Consider the following 21,815-nt stretch of genomic DNA (forward strand, 5'->3'; position numbering starts at 1 on the left):
TGAAAAGTGCGATATTTTTGCCCATTTGAATTTAATTGCCGACATGGGTGATATGGAAATTATTGATATGGCTTCTATGGTACGTGGCGCTATTAAGCAGTACGAATAACGCTGTATGCAAATGTGATTAGTTGAGGACTTAAACGAGCTTTATTTGGCACACATAACTTAATGAAAAACTTAGACTTAAAGAAAAAAGTTTCAGTAACACATGATGAGCTATATTCATTAGAAATGTTTTTTAATATTAACTTACCAATTAGCTACAGAGAGTTTATTTTAGAATTCAATGGTGCATCCCCAGAGGAAGCTATTATAAGAATTAACTCTGAAGAGCGGGTATTGGAAAGATTTTTAATAGTTTCGGAAGATGAAAAACTCGATAGTGGACTGATGCAATACGAAATTAAAGTAGTAATGGCTCAAATTGAGGAAAGACTTACAGCTAACGAAGACTTGGTTGGAGCCGAGACCTTACCTTTTGCTTATCTTTTTGGTGGTGATTTTTTATGCCTAGACTTCAAAGAAGATGCAATAAATCCTAAAGTAGTAATATGGGATCATAATGAATCTGAAGAATTATCGCCTGTTTTTTACAAAGCTTTTGATAATTTCCAAAAATTCCTTAATGCGATGTCTTTCGGCTGACATATATTTACAAACTTTATGTTTGATCATTTAATTTAAAGCTCATTTATAATACTAAGGACAGCACATGAAACCTGACATTACAAACATCCCACAACAACTCGGTCAGTACCTTTATCAGCAAATCAATGAGCCGTGGCTTAAAGCACAACTTATTTTAAATTGCGAAGATGAAAACGTACTTGAATGCAAAGCCCATTATCAAACAGCAGATGACTCAAGTGAACAGCCAATTACCGTGACAGACGAGATAGTCAATTTATTCAAACAAGTATTTGATAAAGCCACAAAGCAGCAACCCGAAAACTGGACACGCGCTATTTTTACCATTAATCGCCAAGGCCAATTTAATCTCAACTTTGAGCGTAACAATCACGATGATGACGTTATTACTGCACAAAATACGCACTAACTTAAATAAGTAAATTACTCTAATACAAAAACACTAAGGACAAAAAACATGGATGTTAAGAAAAACACCCGTAGCAAGCTAAGCCTAACCGCCTTACTTTTTTCAAGTAAATTTATCAAAAGCCCGGTTATTCGTATCGCGATCATCTTCGCCATTATTATCGCATGTTTACTAATGATCAAAGTGGCTATTATGGCCTTTTACATCACGGTATTTCTGCTTGTGACTGTTTTAATATGGGGTACATGGCGACGATTTGCTAAGCTTAAAAAGAGTAAAGCTCTAAGCTAATATTTATCATAATCATAATGAAATTGTTTCTTTTATTGTTATAAATATAACAAAACAAGGAAAAACTGGTATTTTTTGCAACTATGATTTGAACCTCATCCTTATACATACTAAAATGCCATTTGATTTATAGTTAAAGTAAATATAAAAGTCATGGAAGACTCTAGTAGAAATATAATCCTTCCTATTGTTACTCCATGATTTTTCGTTGCTAAAAGTGATATAAACAAAGATGTTTATAATGAACAATTTAATGGAGTAATTATGAAAAAATTAAGTGCGCTGGTTGCTATAGTGATGCTATCAGGTTGTTCAAGCAGCCCAAAAGTTGAACAACAGGCAGCCCCAGTTGAACAACCAGTTGTTGTCGCAGAAGAAGTTAACAGTGCAATATCATTGACTGTTATTACTTCTCCTGATGACGCCCGTATTCGCATTATGAATATAAAGCCGAAATACGAAGCTGGTATTGAACTCGATGAAGGTAAATACGACATCGAAGTTACTAAAGATGGTTACTTAACCTATAGAAAGTGGGTTACTGTTGACAAGAAAACGATCCTGACTATCGAATTAGATCAAATTGAAGCAAGCCAATCTGCGTTATAGTACCCCTGGTGGCAAGTGTATTCTTGCCATCATCACTTTGTGTTATCTTTATTAAAAATTAAGTATAGTTTACATACAAAGTTATTGTCGCATTAAAGAAATACCCGTATTCTATTGCGCTCATTAAATGGACAGTAAAGAATAAGGATATTAATTTTGGAGTCATCACAAAACTATTCTGGCAGCTTAAATAAAATCTCCACACGAATACCTAACGCACTTAAAATAGTTGATAATAAAGAGCTAAAAAGCACTATTTTTTGGTTGAATCAAGTGCTTTTAGTAGTTTCAACTATCTTTGGTGTTTACCTAGCTGCGAAAAGCGGTTTAGAGCAAGTACTTAAATTTGATTCCTATAGTAAAATGGAAGATAACTATTATTTGCATACTTCATTATATGATAAAGTAAATGATAATTTAGAGAATATAAAACGCTATTCGTTACTTTTAGTACAAAGCCCACATACGAGTGAGCTTGAGTATAATAAGCCCACGTTTGAAAAATATATTTGGCATACCATGCAGTACTTGTTCACAACACTTGAAACGCCGAGTATATTTTTAACACAAATTCGTCGTTTTTATAGTTGTGCTGAGTGTGTAATTGAAGCGGCGTTAAGGCGTAAAATGTCTGCGCGCCAAGCGTCTATTGAACTAGACCAAATTGCCGATAGTATTGAACAACAAACATTACCTCAACTAAAAACTAGTGCATTAAATTTACAACAAGAATTACAACAAAACGATATTATTATCGGCTCATTAAAGGACGCTGATAATGCCAACTAAACGCTGCCCTCACTGCAAAGATCACCCTTTGGATGTTACTCATTATCAAGGTGAAGAGATAGATATCTGTCGCGAATGCGGTGGCTTATGGTTTGAAAAAAACGAAGTTAACCGGATGATTGCCGAAATCAACGAAGGTCCTATTGGTGAAAAATACGAGACTCATTTTGGTAAATCATTAGGTATTTCAAGACTAGACTGCCCTGATTGCAATAAGAACCTTGAGCGCTTTCATTTACTCGAAGATTTTCATACCGAAATTGATGTTTGCCGTCATTGTGATGGTAGTTGGATTGAAAAAAATCAATTAGAAAGCGTTGAAAACAGTCCTGAGCTCAAAACAAACCTAGACAAGCTAAACCAAAAAGTTAGTTGGAAAACTTATCTGTTTCAATTTTTAACGCAAATGCCCGTTGAATATAACCTAAAGCCAAAACAAACGCCGTGGGTGACTCGCAGTTTAATTGCCCTAAATGCCATTGTTTTTGCTTTGTATTTTTTCAATGCAGAGGCATTCAGTGCCGCCCTCGAATTGTTTGCAATGAATCCAAGTAAGATCTCTCAAGGCGAACATTTATGGAGTGTGATTACCTGTGTATTTTTACACGGCTCATTAATGCATCTTATCGGTAATATGTATTTTTTATACATTATTGGCGATAACCTCGAAGACGTATTAGGTCATAAAAAGTTTTTAATATGGTATATGGTATGCGGTTTGGCAGCGTCTTTTGCTAGCTTTATCGTTGATCCCAGCTCGATTATTCCAAGTGTCGGGGCTAGCGGCGCAATTGCAGGGCTATTTGGTATGTACTTAATGTGGTTTAGGCACGCCAGCCTTACTTTTATGTTTATCATTTATCAAAAGAAATTATCTACAGTGTGGTTTTTTGTAATTTGGTTAGGGATCAATATTTATGGCATGATTGCAGCACCTGATGGTATCGATTATGGCGCTCATATCGGTGGCTTTATCGCAGGGTTATTGATCGGCTTTGCTCTTAAAGCAAAAATCACTGCACAAAATCCTATGATTGAATTATTAAATCAACCTGAAGCACAGTTAAAACGCTAATTTAACGCTTAAACCTTCCCTATCTGTGCTGATGGGAAGGTTTTCATTTATTACGTATCACTCACTACTTTATGAATAATGGCTTGGCATTGAGCTACGTTCATAAATTTTGGTACTGGATAGTCCCAGTTAGCCTCTACAATTGCAGCATCAGCAAGCTTTGGTATATCAGCTACTTTTAGCTCTTTTAAATGATGAGGGATCGCTAGATCAATAAGTAACTGCTCTAAGGTGTTTAATAGTATTGCTGCTTTTTCTGTTGGTTTTTGGTGTGATTGTGTTAATTGGCAATGATCAGCAATAGCCGCCAGCTTTTTATCTATACTGGAACCATAAAATTTCAGCACATGCATCAATACCACACTATTTGCTAAACCGTGAGCTGTGCCGTATTGCGCGCCAAATTGATGCGCTATAGCATGCACATAACCTACAGATGTTCGGGTAAACGCTTGCCCTGCATAAAATGAAGCGAGTAACATATTTTCCCGTGCAACTAAGTCATTACCATTTTTATACGCTGTTAATAAATTTTGTAAAATAAGTTCGATTGCCCGCAATGACTTGTCATCACTAAAAGCAAGGCCATTAGTGCCTATGTATGCCTCAAGTGCATGCGTGAGTGCATCGATACCTGTAGCTGCGGTAATAAAATCAGGCACCGTTTGTGTTAGCTCAGCAATTAAAACTGCATCACTTGGTACAAGAGCAAAGTCAGTGGCGGCATATTTTGTTTGCATTTGCGGATCGTTTACCACCGCAGCAACTGTAGTCTCTGAGCCAGTACCTGCGGTTGTTGGAATGGCACATAACGGGGGCAGTTTTTTCAGTACTTTAAACAAGCCTTTTAACTGCTTAATTGATTTATTAGGTCTTACTGCACGTGCGCCAATTAATTTGGCACAGTCAATTACTGAGCCGCCACCAACGGCGATAATACTATGACATGTGTATTGCTGATAAAGTGCTAAACCACTTTCAACATTGCTAATCGTTGGATTAGCATCAACGTCACTAAACAGCTGCCAAGAGATTGCCTGCTCATCCAGCAAAGCTAAAATGGGAGCAACAACGCCTAAATTTTTTAACGTATTGTCAGTTACAACTAACACAGGTTTATTAGGATTAAGTAATGCAAGCCATTGCTTAAACCCGCTATAACCTTGATACAAACGCGGAGCAGGAATACCAATAAAAATAACAATACATTTTAAAATAAAATGATAGCAGCGATATAAAAAATACATAAAATCGGACTTTTGTTATTTTTAGGTTACCTGATAGTGCATCAATTTAAAGCAATTGCCAATAATAGGCAGCCCCTAATACAGAAGTATTTATAATGATAGTGAGCCAAAGTAACGCAATAAAAGTACGTTTTTGTGATTTATGTCTTAACCATTGCTGAGCGATCAGTGCTCCCGGCCAACCACAAATTAATGCTAAAATATGTAAACTACGTTCCGGCACTCTAATAGGCCGATCTGTTGACTCTATCGCCAAACGCTTATCCCATTTATAAACTAAAAACGTAATACTGCTCATAGTACAGTAAACACTGGCAACCAAATATGGCCAATAATCAAGCAGCCCACCAATCACTAATACAACTAGAAAACTAACAGAAAAAAGCAATAATGTTTTTTTAATCAACGGACTCTCGCCTATACTACAATTTGAAAAACTAATAATGATAGGCACAATTATGTCATACCTAAAAACACTTTTACTATCTTTTTGCTTTATCTACGCTGGTACTATTAGTGCACAAACGATTGACTTAGCACCAGAGCTTGAAGTATTTAAACCTTACCTCGGCACATGGCAAGCTGATTTCAATGTTGCCGATAATAAGCCAAAGATTCAGGATGTAGGTCGCTGGGAGCGAGCCCTCAATGGGAAAGCAATTCGTACCCTTCATTCCATTAATGAAGGTGAATATGGCGGCGAATCAATGATATTTTGGGATAGCAAAAAGCAGTCATTAGTTTTTTATTATTTCACCACCGCAGGGTTTTACACACAAGGCACCATGAAAGTATTGAGCCCTACGCAATTTGTAGCATACGAAACCGTAACAGGTTCAAAAGAAGGCATCACAAAAGTAAAATCAACCAGTAATTTTAAAGATGAGCAGTTTGTTGTCTCTACCTCTTATTTAAAAAAAGGCGAATGGACAAAACCTGAAAAACGTATTTACATTCGCAGTAACAAACAGGTTATTTTTAAATAGTAACGGCATAACAGTAATCGAGTGAATCAATTGGCTGGACTGATGACTTACCATATAAAAAGACATAACTAATTTAAAAGAGGTAGCCCGTTGAAATGCTTTTGCCGCTGTTTGGTTTTGTATTATTTTCTACAGCTAGATTAGAGTTGATCTAGTTTAGAATTGATAATGTAACTCAAACTAACCACGCCGAAGTGGCGTTGCTAGTTTGAGCGAACGGTTAAGTTATACCGATTTTATACAAAACCAATTTAATCGTATTGAAGGTATTATGTTTTCAATTTATTCAGTTCATCGTCTTGCTGTGCAACGAGCTGATTGAGCATTTGACTACCATCGCCGGCTTGAGTTGATAAATCAGCAAGTTGTGATGCGGCATCAGATATCCGCGTTAAATTACGATTAATTTCTTCGGTTACAGAGCTTTGCTCCTCAGCAGCCGTCGCTATTTGGGTGATCTGATTAGTGATCTCTTCCACTTTAATTACCACACTGTGCAAAGCATCAAAGGCAACGGTGGTTTCATCAACCGCGGTTTGTGCTCGCACAACCCCTTTTTCAATCACTGTTGAGGCATTACCCACTTCAAGCTGTAAGTTGTCAATTAAGCCACTAATGTCATCTGTTGACGCACGAGTTTTAGATGCCAAAGCACGTACTTCATCGGCTACGACAGCAAAGCCTCGCCCCTGTTCACCAGCGCGAGCTGCCTCAATCGCAGCATTAAGTGCGAGTAAATTAGTTTGCTCTGAAATAGTGCGGATCACATCTAAAATTTGCGTAATATCATTACTACGTGCTGCCACCTTGGCTACGGCTTGATTGGCTTGTTTTATTTCTTCAGACATAGTTTTCACTTGTGATACCGCAGACGATAAACTCGCTTCGCTGCTGACCACTAATGAATTGATTTCATCTGCCTGTTGCGCTGATTGCTCTGAAGCACGGGCAACTTCAAGTGCGGTGGCACTCATTTCATTCATTGCCGTTACGACACTTTCAATTTCTTGAAACTGAGCTTGCACATTTTGCTTAGTATCAACGGCTACATGCGCGGCAATTTGCGCCTGCTCTTTCGTCTGCCCTGATACATCTTTAAGCTGTGCAATTAAATCACGTAATTTTTCCAAAAATGCATTAAATCCAACAGCGAGCGCAATTAACTCTGCATGAGTGTCAACCGTTAACGTTTGTGTTAAATCCCCATCCGCGCTGGCTAAATTATCAACCCGTAGCTGAATTTGTTGCAGCGGTGCAACGATGCTTTTGACAACTAAAGTCATAATAATAAAGGCAGCGCCAGCAATCACTAAGCCTGATATTAAAATTAGCCCACCTAGTGTATTGGCATTTTCTTGCATACTCGCGCTGAGCTGCTGTGGCCCTTGCAGTGCAAGCTCTGCTGGTACTTCAACTAATAAAGTCCACTGGCGACCAGCAAGTTTAATATCTATTGGGTAATTGACTAAGTATTCATTTTCACCCTTTTGTACTCCAGAGCGTTCTTTCAAACTAGTATAATTTTTTAACACCGAGGCTGAGACGGCTTCTTTTAGCGGACGGCCAAGTTTGTCTTTGTTATGACTACTACCCACAATTAAATCCATCGAACTTAATAGGGTAACTCGCGCCTGACCATTATATAATTCTTTTGATAACTGCTCGGTCATGGTTTGAAAAACTGGCAGTGTAATATCAACACCACTGAGGCCAATAAACTTACCGTCGCGAAGTATTGGCACAGTCAAAGAAGTCATCATTTCAGAATTGCCGGGAGATATTTCGTACAGATAGGGTTCCATTATGCACGGCTTTTTAGTGTCTTTAGCACATAAGTACCACTCAGCTTCACGTTGGCCAAATTCGTTTAAGGTCGTAACGTATTTTTCTGCTGCATCTTCAACAACTTGCTGTTCAATCACACCTTCACGGCTGCGAGTGAAGTAAATCTCTAAGGTGCCTTGGCCTGCGACTGAATGATCATAGCCATTTTTATACTGTTGATCGTTACCATCAAAACCATTAGCTTCAAATTGCGAGTAGATTGAAGAAAGTATTGAATTACCTTCTATAATAGAGCTATTAAGCTGTACCACTGAATCACGCGTTAAAGCATCTTTAGCTGATTCATTACCAAGTATTGCTGCGAGTGAAAAAGGCACTCGATACGCTTCGTTGATAAATCCTGCGATTTTTTCACCGTACACAGCAGCATTGCTGGTGAGCTTTTCTTCTACCTCAGTAACTATCAATTTTTCAGCTTGTGCTGATAACACTTTATTGCTGCTTGATAATTGCCACCAAAGCACACTCGATAGCACTACAACGGTGATAAAAATACTACCTAAAGTAAGCCATAGTAACTTTTTCGCCAACGCTAATTGCCGCATTCCACTTATCCTTTAATTAAAACTACGTTTACATTCTAGTTCAATTATTCATAAGTTAATCTATTTTGTTGAAAAAAACATACTAACGCTGCGCTAATACTATTTAATTTTACCAGTAGCTAAAAAGTTTTCGCGATAACAAAACCAATTTAGACATCGAGTTGATCATTACTTAACTATTGGTGTAAACGCTTGGCAATGACTTTGCACTCTATAAATAGTCTTAAAATGGCAAAATAAAAATGGGGGATGTTGGTTGTCGGGTAGCACAAACTGAGGATTGAATATTAAGTACGAATTATCACAATAACGCGTCTTGGTTATAAATGGCGTTCTAAAAAGCTCATAATTATAAAAAACAGCCACAAAAAAGGCGTATTTAAAATAAAAAATGCGCCTTTTAAAATATAAATTATTCAAATTTACAATAAGTTAGATAACCGACAATTCAATTGCGATATTACCACGAGTAGCATTTGAATATGGGCAAACTTCGTGTGCTTTAGCCACTAACGCTTCTGCGGTGTCTTTATCTACATCACCTACAAAAACAGCTAATTTTACAGCGATACCGAAACCACCTTCGATTGGACCAATCGATACTTCTGAATCAATGCGGGTATCAGCAGGTAACTTAACTTTAGCTTGGCCTGCAACTAATTTTAATGCGCCAATAAAACACGCTGCATAACCCGCTGCAAACAACTGCTCAGGGTTAGTACCTTGACCATCATCGCCACCTAACCCTTTTGGAGTTGAAAGTGCCACATCTAAACGGCCATCGTCTGATTTTGCAGTGCCCTCGCGGCCACCCGTTGCAGTTGCTTTAGCTGTGTACGCGACTTGTAGTAATTCTTTCATAATGTTTTCCTTATTTAAGGTTGGGACTGAATTTATTTTGTATGCAAAATAATAGAGCAGTTTATTGATCATTGCAAATACTTTGCGTACAAATTAAAATGCAATGTCATCATTCGAGAGCTACTATGAAATATCCACAATTGAAATTAGATAATCAAATTTGTCATCGTCTGTATATGGCCTCCAATTCAGTGGTACGTGCCTATCGAGATGCACTAAACGAACTTGAACTGACCTATCCACAATATGTGGTGATGATGGCGCTCTGGGAAGAAGATGAGATCAGTATTGCACAGCTGCTGGAAAAAACCGCAATTGATGGCGGCGCCATGACGCAAATTTTGAAAAAAATGACCGATAAAAGCTTATTAGCCGTGGTTAAAAATGAAACAGATAAACGTAAGCGAGTCGTAAAGTTACACAAACATGGCATACAGCTGCAACAACAAGCAGCGAACATCCCTGAGCAAATTCGTTGCCGTTTTCCATCTATTACACAGCAAGAAGCCACACAACTAATTACTTTACTTGATAAACTCAATACTGACTTAAGTTAATTATCAAAAATTTTGAGAGAGATTCGTGTATACATACCCCACTCTTTTTCTATTATAAAACTGCGTTATAGTGGGTGCAGCAAAACAATTTAACGGAGCAACTCATGAAAGCCATTGGATACCAAACAGCAACCAAAACACTTAGTAATCATTCTTTCGAAGCCATCGAGTTACCTATTCCAACAGCATCCGGTCACGATTTATTGGTCGAAGTAAAAGCAATTTCAGTTAATCCTGTCGATGCGAAGATCCGCGCAAATGTTAGCCCTGAACAAGGTCATAAAGTCATTGGTTGGGACGCTGTTGGGATCGTAAAAGCTGTTGGTGATAAAGTAAGTTTATTTAATCTGGGCGATCGGGTTTATTACGCCGGTGATTTAACGCGCTCAGGCAGTAATGCTGAATTTCAACTAGTTGATGAACGTATTGTTGGCCGTGCGCCTATTACCTTGAACGATGCCCAAGCTGCTGCGTTACCGCTAACCAGTATTACAGCCTGGGAATTACTGTTTGATCGTTTGCAAATATCACGTTCCAACAATGCAAAACCAGCTTCATTATTAGTTATTGGTGCCGCAGGCGGTGTTGGCTCAATTTTAGTGCAGTTGGCTAAACAGCTAACCAACTTAACGGTGATAGGCACAGCATCACGCGTAGATAGTGTTAGCTGGTTAAATGCGCTAGGTGTTGATCAAGTGCTTGATCACTCACAAAGCTTAGATACACAACGAACAGAGCATAATCTTGCCGAATTTGATTATGTCGTTAGCCTCACTCATACCGATCAACATCTTGATGAAATTATTAAAGTGATCAAACCACAAGGTAAATTAGCTTTAATAGACGACCCAGCAAGTTTTGATATTTTAAAACTCAAGCGCAAAAGTATCTCGCTACATTGGGAGTTTATGTATACTCGTTCAATGTTCCAAACTGACGATATGATAGCGCAACATCAGTTACTTACTGAATTAGCAGAGCTAGTTGATAACGGCATCATTAAAACTACCTTAGGCCAACATTTAGGAAAAATTAATATAGAAAACCTGCTCAAAGCGCACGCAATATTAGAATCTCATCAATCTCGCGGTAAGCTGGTACTTGAAGGGTTTTAAACTTACTTAATATTATTGCGCGCTCATCTGAACGCGCAAATAATTCCCCTTCTGCTCCAGCAAAGTGCAAAGCCATCATTATTTTTCACTACATTAGTGCTTATACTCAATCATACAACAACGAAAAAACCTTAAGCTATTGATTTGTTTTAACTAAAAATAATTATTAAGACTGGCACAGATCTTCCTTACAAAAGAGTAACTCACTAATCTGAGTTTTACCTTCATTTACCTCGTCTACAGGGAGCGAGCTATGACTAATATTTATCATATGTTGTATTTACTATGGCGCTTAGATATAAGCATTTGGCATATTCACCATGCTAATGATCCACATACCACCGCAGAAAAGGAGCGTGAATATGTTAAGTAACTACCCGCACTTAGATGAAGCGCTTAAAAAGTTGTCGGTGCATCAATTAACAATTAGCCAAGCCTCTGAGCACTATGATTTGCCCAAACGAGTTATCTATAAAGCACTGCGTCAACAACAAGCAAAAATAGCACAGCAAAAAAGCTACCTACTCGCAGCACAAAAACGTTTGCAACAAAACTTGCAGAGCGTAGAACTAGAATTAGCTAATTTTAATTAACCTACTACAGATTATTTTCTGTATAGTTTAAATACACTAAAATTAGTAAAATTGCAGGATAACTATGACAGCTGTAGAAGTTAATTTTGATGGCCTTGTAGGCCCGACTCATAACTACGCGGGATTATCATACGGTAACGTAGCATCATTAAATAATGCGGCCAGTTACTCCAATCCAAAAGAGGCGGTACTGCAAGGCTTAGCGAAAATGAAAGCTATGCATGACTTGGGGCTAACTCAAGGAGTATTTGCCCCGCATGCTCGCCCTGATATAAATGTATTGCGTCGTTTAGGATTTACAGGCACTGCTGAACAAGTGATCAGTAAAGCGTTTAAAGCTGATCCTGTTTTAGTTCGCGCATGTTATTCAGCATCATCAATGTGGACTGCCAATGCCGGCACTGTATCACCATCAGCCGACACACTTGATGGCAAAGTTCACTTTACTGCTGCTAATTTGAATAACAAATTTCATCGCTCCCTTGAGCCTCAAACAACAACACGATTACTTAAAGCCATGTTTAATAACGAAGGCTACTTTAGTCATCATACCCATTTGCCAGATCAAGGTTTTTTTGGTGATGAGGGCGCGGCTAACCATACTCGCTTAGGCGACGAGCATGGTGTTCAAGGTTTGGAGCTGTTTGTATATGGTGCCAGCGCATTTAACAGCGCACTGCCTAAGCCAGTTAAATTTCCTGCAAGGCAGACACTTGAAGCATCCCAAGCAATATGCCGACTACATCAGCTAAAACCATCTAGCCAATTAATGATTCAACAAAACCCTGAGGTGATTGATCAAGGGGTGTTCCATAATGACGTAATCGCGGTGGGTAACGCCAATGTATTACTCTGTCACGAGCAAGCTTTCTTAAATCAGCCTATCGCCCTACAACAAATAAAAGATGCATATATTGGCGACAAAACACTGCATATTATTGAGGTGCCAACAGCCAAAGTAAGCGTGCAAGATGCTGTAACTAGCTATTTATTTAATAGCCAACTGGTTAGTTTAAACAATGGCAAAATGTTACTGGTTGCTCCACAAGAATGTAAAAACAATCAGGCAGTTAACAGTTATATTGAAGAAATGATCCTTGCAGACAATCCAATTGATCAAGTGCAATTTTTTGATTTAAAACAAAGCATGCAAAATGGTGGTGGCCCTGCTTGCTTACGATTACGTGTAGCGCTAAATCAACAAGAACTCGCGGCAGTCAATCCTGCGGTTATTTTAAACGATAGTAAGTACCAACAACTATGTGATTGGGCAAATAAGCACTATCGTGACAAACTTAGTAATGATGATTTTGCAGATCCAAACTTGTTACGTGAAAGCTGGCAAGCGCTGGATGAATTAACTCAACATCTGCACCTAGGCTCTGTGTATCCATTTCAATTAGAAGGATAAACCATGCAAGATACAAGCGTTGTAGATACGCAAATACATAAAATCAGTTCACTAGCGGGATATCAGCAATCGCTAAATCATTTACTGGTTGATAGCGTTAACAATGGTGCATCGATTGGTTTTATCGCGCCATTGACGCGCGCACAAGCAGATCACTACTGGCACAGTATTGAATGCGATTTATTAAATGATAGCCGCGAATTATTTGTTATCACCGAAGGATCTGAGGTAATTGGTGCAGTGCAATTATCGCTGTGTCAAAAAGCTAATGGCGCTCACCGCGGTGAGGTTGAAAAGCTAATGGTACATAGCCAATACCAAGGCCAAGGATTTGCAAAACAACTTATGCATACCCTTGAAAAAAGTGCGCTGCAGCAACAATTAAAGCTACTGGTACTGGATACCCGCTTAGGCGATATTGCCTCACTTTTATATGAAAAATTAGGCTATATAGAAGCCGGTGAAATACCACAGTTTGCCCTTAGTTCATCGGGCGAATTACAAAGTACTGTGCTGTTTTATAAATTACTTAAGTGAGTTAAATTCGTCAATCGCTTACAACCTTATAATGTTATCAGCAGTCACTTCGTTTTTGTAACCTACCATAAAGGCATTTACTATAACGTTTAAATCGCTGCTGATACGTTGACAGAACAGATAAAATGGGATCAAGTAGACGAACTTATCAGCATGTTTTCAATGAGCACAAAAAGAAAACGCCAGTCAATATTAATTAACCGGCGTTAAGCTGACAGATTGCTATTTAATATATTAAATCACTATCTGTTATTTATACATCCTTGTTAACGGTTATTGCCGATGCCATCGACTCCGATATATGTAACGTACGCTGCGGAAATGGAATTGTCAGCCCTGCTTGCTCAATAGACTCTTTTACACGCTTATTAAGATCCCAGACTGTTTGCCAATAATCACCGTTAACTGTCCACGCACGTAATTGAATATTCACTGAGCTTTCAGCTATCGATGTCACCATCACCTTAGGTGCTGGATCCGCTAATAATCGGCTTTCTGATGCGGCTATTTCTTTAAGTACATTTAAGCCATCATCTATTGAGTCAGCAAACGAAATACCTACTACAATATCCATGCGTCTTTTACCATTGCGAGTGAAATTTTTAATATTGCCACCCCACACTTTGCCATTTGGCGAAGCGATATATAGGCCATCATTGGTTTTAAAAATAGTTGTAAAGAGGTTAATTTCACTCACAGTACCCGTTGTGCCACTGGCATCAACAAAGTCACCAACTTTAAATGGCCTAAGTATTAATAACATAATACCTGCGGCAATATTACTGAGGGTATTCTTTAACGCAAGGCCAATCGCAAGGCCAGCCGCCCCCATAAGTGCTATTAAACTGGCTGTATTAACACCAAAAATATCTAAAATAAACAACCCTGCAATGATATACACCAAGTAGCCCAGCACACTCGATAAAATTGGTAGTAAGGTTTTATCCATTTTCTTAAGAGGCGACTTAGAGTTTTGGATCGCTCTTTTAACAGAGCGCGCAATTAGAGCACCAGCTATAACAATAGCCAACGCTAGAATCAGTTTATAACCTAGAGTCATTATGGTTTCTGAATGATTTTGCCAAAACACTAATAACTTATCTTTCACTGTTTATTTCCACTAAGTAATTGCTGCAATTGAGCAAGGTTTAACATAGCTTACACAAGGTTAAAACCACATTGTTATAAGCCAATAAGTGTAAGCTGCTATAACCATTTGCGATTTTTAGCCTGCTAAAAAATAAGCTGGCCTCAAAGCGAAACCGCGCGATTATATAGCATAATAAATATAAACCTAACTTTTTATTTTAATCTTTAAAAACAATTAAAAATCATATAGTTAAATCAAGCCAGCAAGTTGGTGTAATAAGCATTCAATGGAGGTTAATCCTTCACTGTTACCATCACCACTAAGAGTATCAAACCTAGTCTCAGATTTAATCGAGGAGCAAGTCATGAGTAAAGAGAAAGTTGTACTTATTACAGGCGCTTCCAGTGGTATTGGTGAAGCAACAGCAAAAACCTTAGTCGCAAACGGTCATAAAGTAATTTTGACCGCTCGCAGTGAAGACAAACTTAATGCGCTGGTTGAAGAGTTAGGGGCTGATAACGCATTAGCAGTTTGCGCAGATGCCACTGATTTTTCATCGCTTGAAAACGTAGTTAATGCAGGTATAAAACACTTTGGCCGCCTTGATGTTGCATTTGCCAATGCCGGTATGGGTGTTCAAACGCCAGGTGTTGAAGAGGGCGATCCTGAGCAATGGCAAACAATGATTGATATTAATATCAATGCACTGCTTTACACCGCAAAACTCACTCTGCCACACCTAAGAAAAACCACAGGACACTTTATTTTAACCAGCTCAGCCGCAGGACGGATTGCCCTTAAAGGCTCTGTTTATGGCGCAACAAAATGGTTTGCTTACGGTTTTGGGCAAAACTTAGCTGAAGAAATGAAGCCATGGCAAGGACGCTGCACCACTATTGCCCCAGGCATGGTCAATACGCCTTTTTTTGATGAAGCAAAACCCGACAAACTCGACCCAAATGATGTAGCCGAGGCGGTACTATTTGCTATAGAGGCAAACCCACGTTGCAATGTACGAGAGTTATTTTTGATGCCGAGTAATTAACGGACTCGACAGTAATAAATGCCCTTAACAGGGCATTTAATTTGATCCAAGCAGTAAATTAATTACTGCAACTTAAACGCGCCTGTTTTAATCGGTTAATTGATGCGATAACTTGCGCAATCGTACCATGATTAATCTCGATAACTTGCGACTCACTTAACGCATCTTTATTTTGCAGAGCATCAACAATTAAGCTGTACTGGTTTTTATACCTAAGTGGATTCATCTAGGCTGATTGCCGATAGTGATCAACAGCAAAACTAAATAAAACTTTGATCATAAAAAATAGACTCACCATCAAAAACCACGTTGGCAGCGATAAGTAAATCAACAAAAAGATGCCATAACACATTAAGTTTGCAGCTATAAAACTCTGTATTAATTTACCATGTAACGCATTAACAACAGATGCTGCCACTATCGTATATGCCCATATAAGCAGTGCAGTATCTAGTGGCTGTGAAAGTAACCACGCAATCACTATTATATGAACGTGAATGGCAATAAAAATCAGCCTATTTTTAGGACGCTTTGTGTAAAACTCATTGGTACCAAGAGTGAAATTAGCAATACATCCTGCTAATACGTCAGCAATTAATATAAAAGCTAAGATTGCTCGCCAATTATCGAGTTTAATCTCCGCAACCGAATAAATAACCCAACTGCCGACTAAAGCAAACAAAATAGTACCGGTGATCTCTAAAATCGATTGTTTTTCGCCAAACACTTCATGCAAAAATTCAGGGGTTTTAAAATACTTCATTGTTAAACATTTCCTTATTTAAATTAAATTTTTGAACAACGACTTTCCATGTTTTTAACTATGCAAGTAGGTGATAAGATGAGCACCACTAGCAGCCAACGAAATAACATTATCTATATAGACACGCCATTAATTAAAAAAACACCGTAAAGGTAGCAGGATATGCTCAGGGATCTGATCAGAGATCACATACTTTTTTGCATCAACTGTGACTTCAAATAAAAGATACTCTGAATTTCTGCCAATATAACGCTCACCTATATTTGGCGTTATCTTATATATATTTCCGGTAAGAGTAAGCTGACTAGAAGCTGATATCTTTTCAAACCCGCCGTAAGGGCTGAGATGACCCTCTACGTTGTGATCTTTTAAGTAGTCGTTTCGAGGATGGCCAACCCATATAGGTTCGACACGAATTTCACTACTTTGAAATAATTTATTTGCTTGATAATGAATGGGCTCAAAGCACTGCTTCTCTATTTTAATATCACTGCAACCACTGATAGATATCACAGCAAGTATTGTAATATACTCAATGTATTGCATATCAACGTATTCCTTTACATACACTTGGATCTAGCTATTGGCAGCACTGCAATGCTAGCATTTTTATAACCCACATTTGGGTAAGTTATTTGCTTGAGTAACGAAAGTATTTTTATGTAGCAATAAGTCTAGCATTGATGAATTAATAATCTAATAAATACAACGAGTCTCTCGGTATAGCATTTGATTATTCTCTGTATAGCCACTTTTTATTATACGAGTCTAGATGCTACTATCTGATAACTATAGACATTAAAACAACCATTACAGGGCTTAAAAATGGTATTGCGTTCTCTTAAATCTCTGCTTTTTATTCCATCACTGATCGCTACTATTTTTATTCTACAAGCTTGCTCCGAGCCATCCCAAAATACCATTGCTGATGTAACTGGCGGCAAAATTCAAGGTACTGATTCGGGCAAAGTGATTTCTTTTAAAGGGATCCCTTTTGCTGCTCCGCCGGTAAATGATAAGCGCTGGCGCGCACCGCAACCAGTAACTCACTGGCAAGGTGTAAAAAGTACTACCGAATTCGCAGCAGATTGCATGCAAAAACCATTTGCTGGCGATGCTGCACCACTGGGAACCCCACCAGCTGAAGATTGTTTATATTTGAATGTGTTTAAGCCTGCAAAACAGAGTAAACAGCCTTACCCAGTAGTGGTGTGGATTTATGGGGGTGGCTTTGTCAATGGCGGTTCATCTCCTGGTGTGTATTCCGGTGAAAGTTTTGCAAAGCAAGGTGTGGTGTTTGTCAGCTTTAATTATCGACTTGGCCGGTTTGGTTTTTTTGCTCATCCAGCACTGAGTAGCTTTGAAAATGATGCTCTTGGCAATTATGCCTTCATGGATCAAATTGCAGCATTAAACTGGGTCAAAAGTAACATCAGCCAATTTGGTGGTGATCCTCAGCAAGTCACACTGATGGGAGAATCTGCGGGCGGTAAGTCGGTGCATGCAATGATGCAAACCTCTGCTGCACAAGGATTATTCAATAAAGCTATTATTATGTCTGGTGGTGGTAGAGAGCTTTTTAATCAACTGCCACTAACCAGTGATAATAAAAATATCCTATCAGCTGAGCAAGTGGGAGTTAACTTTGCAGCTCAGCACGGTATAACAGGCGATAATAAAGCAGCATTAAACGCACTGCGTGCGCTAAGCGCCGAGCAGCTTGTTGATGGCCTTAACTTAGCAAATATGACCCCTTCCCCAGAAGCGCCCACCTATGTAGGCGGGCCCATTTTAGACGGTATATTAGTTAGTTCATCGACCGAAGAAGCATTCAACGAAGGTAACTTTAGCCATGTTCCCACTATGGTTGGCACCACAGATAAAGATATTGGCTTTGCAATTTACAGCACAAAGGAAGCATTATTTAAAAGTTTTGGCTCACGCGCTGAGCAAGCCCAACAAGCTTATGACAGTAAAGGCAACACAGATCTCGCAATACTTAATTATGAAACTGGTCAAGACCTCTTAATGCAAGAACCTGCTCGTTTTGTTGCTCAACAAGTGAGTAAATTTTCACAGCCCGCGTTTATTTACCGATTTGGCTATGTAGCACAAACAGTTACTGCACAAGGCGCAGCGCACGCGACTGAAATACCTTACTTTTTCAATACAGTAACAACTAAGTATGGCCATATTACCACCGAGCAAGACAAACAAACGGCTAAAACAATGCATCGTTACGTTACTAATTTTATTAAATACGGCACACCCAATGGGCCGGGGTTATCTGCTTGGCGCGCATTTAAAGAAGATGAGCGCTATATCCTACAACTGAATAAACAAGGTACTGCGACTTTTTCACCAGATCCTCTTGAAGCTCGTCTTGATGTAACACAAGCTAAAGCCTCAATAAAATAGTGTTGAAGTAACTCAGCTTGCTATTAAGTCATTTAGGTGAATATCTAAGACATTATTTTAAATAGCAGCTCTCTTACTGTGGCAGGTTCAAATGGCTTGTCACATATGGCGTCTACACCAGCTTGAGCAATATTAGCTAAATGAGTGTCGTTTGCCTCAGAACTCACCATCAAAATAGGAATATGCGAGTAAGCATTCGAGCTTCTTACGGTCTCCGTTAGCTCTTTGCCATCCATTTCTGGCATATTGTAATCAGTAACAATTAAATCAAATGATTGACTATTAAGGTGTTCAATAGCCTGTTTGCCATTTTCGGCTTCTACAGGCGTCGGTATTCCCATTCCAGCCAAGACCCTAATAATATGCTTACGAGCAAAACGACTGTCATCAACCACAAGTACACGCAATAGCGTTACATCAAAATGCTCTAACTCAACTTCTTCTTCAGTGATGATATCTAAGGTTGCCTTTAACGCACGCGTAATTGCCTCAGCGCTAAATGGCTTTGGTAAAATAGCTAATACCCCTGACTGCCTTAACTGTTCAAGATAGGTTTTATTGCGCTCTGTTGATACCAGCATAAAAGCTTGATGCTCAATACCAGGGGTTACTCTGATTTTTTGCAATAAAGAGTCAGCGCTACCGTCAGAAAAATACATGCTGCTAATAACCAAATCCGGCTGATAATTCTCCAGCATTGTTAACGTTTTAGCTTGAGAAGTGGCAGTTTCAATTTGTGACACACCGCATTGAGTAAGTGACTTTATAATAAGCTTTTGCTGAACATCTGAAGGCTCTACTAATAATATTGATAAATTGGCTATTGCTGTTAAATCTTTCATTTAAATCTCTTCAGTGTTGCTATGTTTAGTTACGTTGAATATAGTCTAATGCAGTCATTTTATGATAACTCACATTACTATACATAACATGCGCAGGTTCTGGATCAACGATTTCGATTGGGATATCGTAATTGCGTGCCACTTCTAGCGCCATTTGGGTAATATTAACGCTAAACGAAGTGCCAATAAAAACGATTTTATCGGCATCAAGCATCCGCTGTTGTGCTTCGCTAATACGATAAAGTTCAGTGTAGTATTCATCAAATAACAACACAAAAGGCTTTAAAGATTGATCCACCACTGGCTGCTGGTTTTCAATGTTAAACAGCTCAAGCAGTGACTCATGTAAGCGGCTTTCGTCTACATTATCCCACGGTGTCGTATGCGCTTTCACATCATCGCCTTGATGATGAAACAAAGTCATTTGATCAAGCCGGCCATGAATGGCGATATAGTTTTTATTTCCTGCTTTGCCATCTAGCCCGTCAATATTTTGTGTGATCAGGTTTTTATCGCTCAACCACTGATGAACTTCGTTAGGACCATGGTTGCGATAAGTAGCAAAGCGATGATAATACCAAGCTAAAAACTCCCGTGGGTTGTTTTCATACATAGCACGCGTAGCCATTTCCATTGGCGTATAGTTTTTACTACCAATAGTCCAAAACCCATCTTCACCTCGAAAGGTAGGAATGCCGCTGGCGGCACTCACACCGGCTCCGGTTATATATAATGTATTCATAGCGTTCCCAATAAGCGCTAAACACACGTTTGATTTTTGCCTTGCTTCTTTGCTTGATAAAGCAATTCATCCGCTTTGTGCATCGCTTTATCAATCGGCACATCCGCAGTTAGTTTACTGATCCCCATGCTCACTGTAACAGCCAGCTGGTTTACACCAATATCTAAACGATTTTGTGATAAAGCATAATGAATATCGTTGGCAAATTGTGTCGCTTGTTGTTTATTTTTATGACGTAGAAAAAATAAAAACTCTTCACCGCCCCAGCGCGCCACCATATCATTTTCACTTAACTGAGCAACAAATAAATCAGCAAGGTGCTTTAGTACTTCATCGCCAACTGAGTGACCATATTGATCATTAATATCCTTAAAATTATCTACATCCGCAATGATAATACTCCCAGTTAGCAGCTGCGCTTCGAATTGCTCGAGCTCTTTCATAGCATAACGTCGATTGGGCAGGTTTGTTAAAGGGTCGCGAGTCGCTAAATATTCATTTTTTTGAACAAGTTCAATCAAACGGTGGCTATACATTTGCCGAAAATATTCATAAAAGCCACTCAACAGAGCAACAATAATAAAAGAAGCAATAATACGAATTGGAAAATAAGCCGAGTAGCCGCTGTAAAATTTAAAGTAGCTCGATAAATAAAAGGCGCCAGTTACGCAAATTACAAAAATAATTAAATCAATGATTCCCCGTTTAAAACCACGCACAAAAAAGGTTACCGGAGATACAATAAAAATCCAAATAGGCCCAGTACCATGGCTCCCTCCTGTAAGTACTAAATAAATCATTAAAGCATATAAAGTATACAAAACAATTAAAGAGGAAATCTCGACTCTATCACCAAGGCAAAAAGGGGAAGCAAGTAAAATTGATGAGCCTAATAGAGGGTAAACCAAAGTAGATTGATTATTAAACAAAGCGATTATTGCCATACAAAGCGTTGTCAACGTACCTATTACGGAAAAGAACCTAATAATAAGTTTTCGTTCGGCCATATCAGAATAGCTAATCATCAATACAATGCATCACTTATCAATAGTAAAGGCAATCTTTGCATGCAAAAACTGATTGTAAGATTGCACTAAAATTAAAATAATTAATCAGTTACCAGTTCAAATATAGTCTAGACATGAGATCATTGTAAAAGTGAAAGTAATAAATAGTTGCTAAAAGTAAGCTTACACGCGAATAACATCCTGGTATTACTAAGCTGAGCAAATAGGTTTTGCCATATCATTGCTTCAAAAAATCGGCTGCTCATTAGCAATAACCTTTAGATTTAGCTTTACCTAAGTTGCAAAAGGCTCAGGTAAAGCTGGTTAATGCAAAGGATAAAAGTGGGTTCAAAAGTATCATTAAATAATCATACTTTATTTGTAAGC

At 38.6% G+C, this 21,815-nt stretch carries 25 protein-coding genes; 14 read left to right on the plus strand and 11 right to left on the minus strand.

Annotated elements, in window-relative coordinates:
- Positions 1-171: 171 nt before the first annotated feature.
- From H5186_RS08700 to H5186_RS08725, 6 genes are all read left to right on the plus strand, one after another.
- Entirely contained in the window at positions 172-648 is a 477-nt protein-coding gene (locus H5186_RS08700) for an SMI1/KNR4 family protein (RefSeq protein WP_182719051.1), read from the plus strand.
- A 67-nt stretch (positions 649-715) separates the two neighbouring features.
- Positions 716-1,060 (plus strand): DUF600 domain-containing protein, encoded by a 345-nt coding sequence (locus H5186_RS08705; protein WP_182794347.1) that lies wholly within the window; start codon positions 716-718, stop codon positions 1,058-1,060.
- A gap of 48 nt (positions 1,061-1,108) precedes the next feature.
- Positions 1,109-1,351, plus strand: coding sequence for a hypothetical protein (locus H5186_RS08710; protein WP_182719053.1), 243 nt, complete (start codon positions 1,109-1,111; stop codon positions 1,349-1,351).
- 264 nt (positions 1,352-1,615) lie between these two features.
- On the plus strand, positions 1,616-1,960 hold the full coding sequence (locus tag H5186_RS08715) for a PEGA domain-containing protein (protein WP_182719054.1): 345 nt from the start codon (positions 1,616-1,618) through the stop codon (positions 1,958-1,960).
- A 156-nt stretch (positions 1,961-2,116) separates the two neighbouring features.
- Positions 2,117-2,749: a hypothetical protein gene (locus H5186_RS08720; RefSeq protein ID WP_259400299.1), complete on the plus strand. Its 633-nt coding sequence runs from the start codon at positions 2,117-2,119 to the stop codon at positions 2,747-2,749.
- The gene (locus H5186_RS08725; protein WP_182794348.1) at positions 2,739-3,824 is read left to right on the plus strand and encodes a rhomboid family intramembrane serine protease; all 1,086 of its coding nucleotides are present in this window, start codon (positions 2,739-2,741) and stop codon (positions 3,822-3,824) included. Before H5186_RS08720 ends, H5186_RS08725 begins: the two co-directional genes overlap by 11 nt.
- 50 nt (positions 3,825-3,874) lie before the next feature.
- On the opposite strand, the gene H5186_RS08730 is transcribed toward H5186_RS08725, so the two are convergent.
- The gene (locus H5186_RS08730; protein ID WP_182794349.1) at positions 3,875-5,071 is read right to left on the minus strand and encodes an iron-containing alcohol dehydrogenase; all 1,197 of its coding nucleotides are present in this window, start codon (positions 5,069-5,071) and stop codon (positions 3,875-3,877) included.
- Positions 5,072-5,117: 46 nt separating this feature from the next.
- Complete coding sequence (locus H5186_RS08735) at positions 5,118-5,477, minus strand: DUF1294 domain-containing protein (RefSeq protein WP_182740463.1); 360 nt, start codon at positions 5,475-5,477, stop codon at positions 5,118-5,120.
- Between the two features lie 52 nt (positions 5,478-5,529).
- On the opposite strand from H5186_RS08735, the gene H5186_RS08740 reads away from it, so the two are divergent.
- Entirely contained in the window at positions 5,530-6,057 is a 528-nt protein-coding gene (locus H5186_RS08740; protein WP_182768099.1) for a hypothetical protein, read from the plus strand.
- Positions 6,058-6,326: 269 nt separating this feature from the next.
- On the opposite strand, the gene H5186_RS08745 is transcribed toward H5186_RS08740, so the two are convergent.
- Both H5186_RS08745 and H5186_RS08750 read right to left on the minus strand, forming a co-directional pair.
- Entirely contained in the window at positions 6,327-8,447 is a 2,121-nt protein-coding gene (locus tag H5186_RS08745) for a methyl-accepting chemotaxis protein (RefSeq protein ID WP_182719059.1), read from the minus strand.
- A 432-nt stretch (positions 8,448-8,879) separates the two neighbouring features.
- Positions 8,880-9,308 (minus strand): organic hydroperoxide resistance protein, encoded by a 429-nt coding sequence (locus H5186_RS08750; protein ID WP_145242020.1) that lies wholly within the window; start codon positions 9,306-9,308, stop codon positions 8,880-8,882.
- Positions 9,309-9,433: 125 nt separating this feature from the next.
- Between H5186_RS08750 and H5186_RS08755 the strand changes: the two genes are divergently transcribed.
- From H5186_RS08755 to H5186_RS08775, 5 genes are all read left to right on the plus strand, one after another.
- Positions 9,434-9,865, plus strand: coding sequence for a MarR family winged helix-turn-helix transcriptional regulator (locus H5186_RS08755; RefSeq protein ID WP_149981882.1), 432 nt, complete (start codon positions 9,434-9,436; stop codon positions 9,863-9,865).
- 104 nt (positions 9,866-9,969) lie between these two features.
- On the plus strand, positions 9,970-10,980 hold the full coding sequence (locus H5186_RS08760) for a zinc-binding alcohol dehydrogenase family protein (protein WP_182719061.1): 1,011 nt from the start codon (positions 9,970-9,972) through the stop codon (positions 10,978-10,980).
- A 362-nt stretch (positions 10,981-11,342) separates the two neighbouring features.
- Entirely contained in the window at positions 11,343-11,573 is a 231-nt protein-coding gene (locus tag H5186_RS08765; protein WP_182719062.1) for a helix-turn-helix domain-containing protein, read from the plus strand.
- Positions 11,574-11,637: 64 nt separating this feature from the next.
- Positions 11,638-12,984 (plus strand): N-succinylarginine dihydrolase, encoded by a 1,347-nt coding sequence (astB, locus tag H5186_RS08770; RefSeq protein WP_145242028.1) that lies wholly within the window; start codon positions 11,638-11,640, stop codon positions 12,982-12,984.
- A 3-nt stretch (positions 12,985-12,987) separates the two neighbouring features.
- A complete protein-coding gene (locus tag H5186_RS08775) occupies positions 12,988-13,521 on the plus strand; it encodes a GNAT family N-acetyltransferase (protein ID WP_182732116.1) in 534 nt (177 codons plus the stop codon).
- 253 nt (positions 13,522-13,774) lie between these two features.
- Here the strand turns inward: H5186_RS08775 and H5186_RS08780 are convergent, their stop codons facing one another.
- Complete coding sequence (locus H5186_RS08780) at positions 13,775-14,629, minus strand: mechanosensitive ion channel family protein (RefSeq protein WP_145242032.1); 855 nt, start codon at positions 14,627-14,629, stop codon at positions 13,775-13,777.
- Positions 14,630-14,975: 346 nt separating this feature from the next.
- On the opposite strand from H5186_RS08780, the gene H5186_RS08785 reads away from it, so the two are divergent.
- A complete protein-coding gene (locus tag H5186_RS08785) occupies positions 14,976-15,656 on the plus strand; it encodes an SDR family oxidoreductase (protein ID WP_182761788.1) in 681 nt (226 codons plus the stop codon).
- A gap of 58 nt (positions 15,657-15,714) precedes the next feature.
- Here the strand turns inward: H5186_RS08785 and H5186_RS08790 are convergent, their stop codons facing one another.
- The 3 genes from H5186_RS08790 to H5186_RS08800 form a co-directional block, all read right to left on the minus strand.
- Positions 15,715-15,882 (minus strand): hypothetical protein, encoded by a 168-nt coding sequence (locus tag H5186_RS08790; protein ID WP_182768094.1) that lies wholly within the window; start codon positions 15,880-15,882, stop codon positions 15,715-15,717.
- Positions 15,883-16,419 (minus strand): hypothetical protein, encoded by a 537-nt coding sequence (locus tag H5186_RS08795; protein WP_182794350.1) that lies wholly within the window; start codon positions 16,417-16,419, stop codon positions 15,883-15,885.
- Between the two features lie 129 nt (positions 16,420-16,548).
- A complete protein-coding gene (locus tag H5186_RS08800; RefSeq protein WP_182768093.1) occupies positions 16,549-16,965 on the minus strand; it encodes a hypothetical protein in 417 nt (138 codons plus the stop codon).
- A 279-nt stretch (positions 16,966-17,244) separates the two neighbouring features.
- Here H5186_RS08800 and H5186_RS08805 point away from each other — a divergent pair, with 279 nt between their 5' ends.
- Positions 17,245-18,837, plus strand: a complete 1,593-nt coding sequence (locus H5186_RS08805; protein WP_182794351.1) for a carboxylesterase/lipase family protein — start codon at positions 17,245-17,247, stop codon at positions 18,835-18,837.
- 44 nt (positions 18,838-18,881) lie between these two features.
- Here the strand turns inward: H5186_RS08805 and H5186_RS08810 are convergent, their stop codons facing one another.
- The 3 genes from H5186_RS08810 to H5186_RS08820 are packed head-to-tail and all read right to left on the minus strand — an operon-like array spanning position 18,882 to position 21,365.
- Positions 18,882-19,679, minus strand: coding sequence for a response regulator (locus H5186_RS08810; protein WP_182719069.1), 798 nt, complete (start codon positions 19,677-19,679; stop codon positions 18,882-18,884).
- A gap of 25 nt (positions 19,680-19,704) precedes the next feature.
- Positions 19,705-20,421: a Sir2 family NAD-dependent protein deacetylase gene (locus tag H5186_RS08815; protein ID WP_149981893.1), complete on the minus strand. Its 717-nt coding sequence runs from the start codon at positions 20,419-20,421 to the stop codon at positions 19,705-19,707.
- A gap of 17 nt (positions 20,422-20,438) precedes the next feature.
- Positions 20,439-21,365 carry a GGDEF domain-containing protein gene (locus H5186_RS08820; RefSeq protein WP_182794352.1) on the minus strand — a complete coding sequence of 309 codons (927 nt, stop codon included), beginning with the start codon at positions 21,363-21,365 and terminating at the stop codon, positions 20,439-20,441.
- Positions 21,366-21,815 lie beyond the last annotated feature (450 nt).

The organism is Pseudoalteromonas sp. SG41-2 (assembly GCF_014164535.1).
GTDB lineage: Bacteria > Pseudomonadota > Gammaproteobacteria > Enterobacterales > Alteromonadaceae > Pseudoalteromonas > Pseudoalteromonas rhizosphaerae.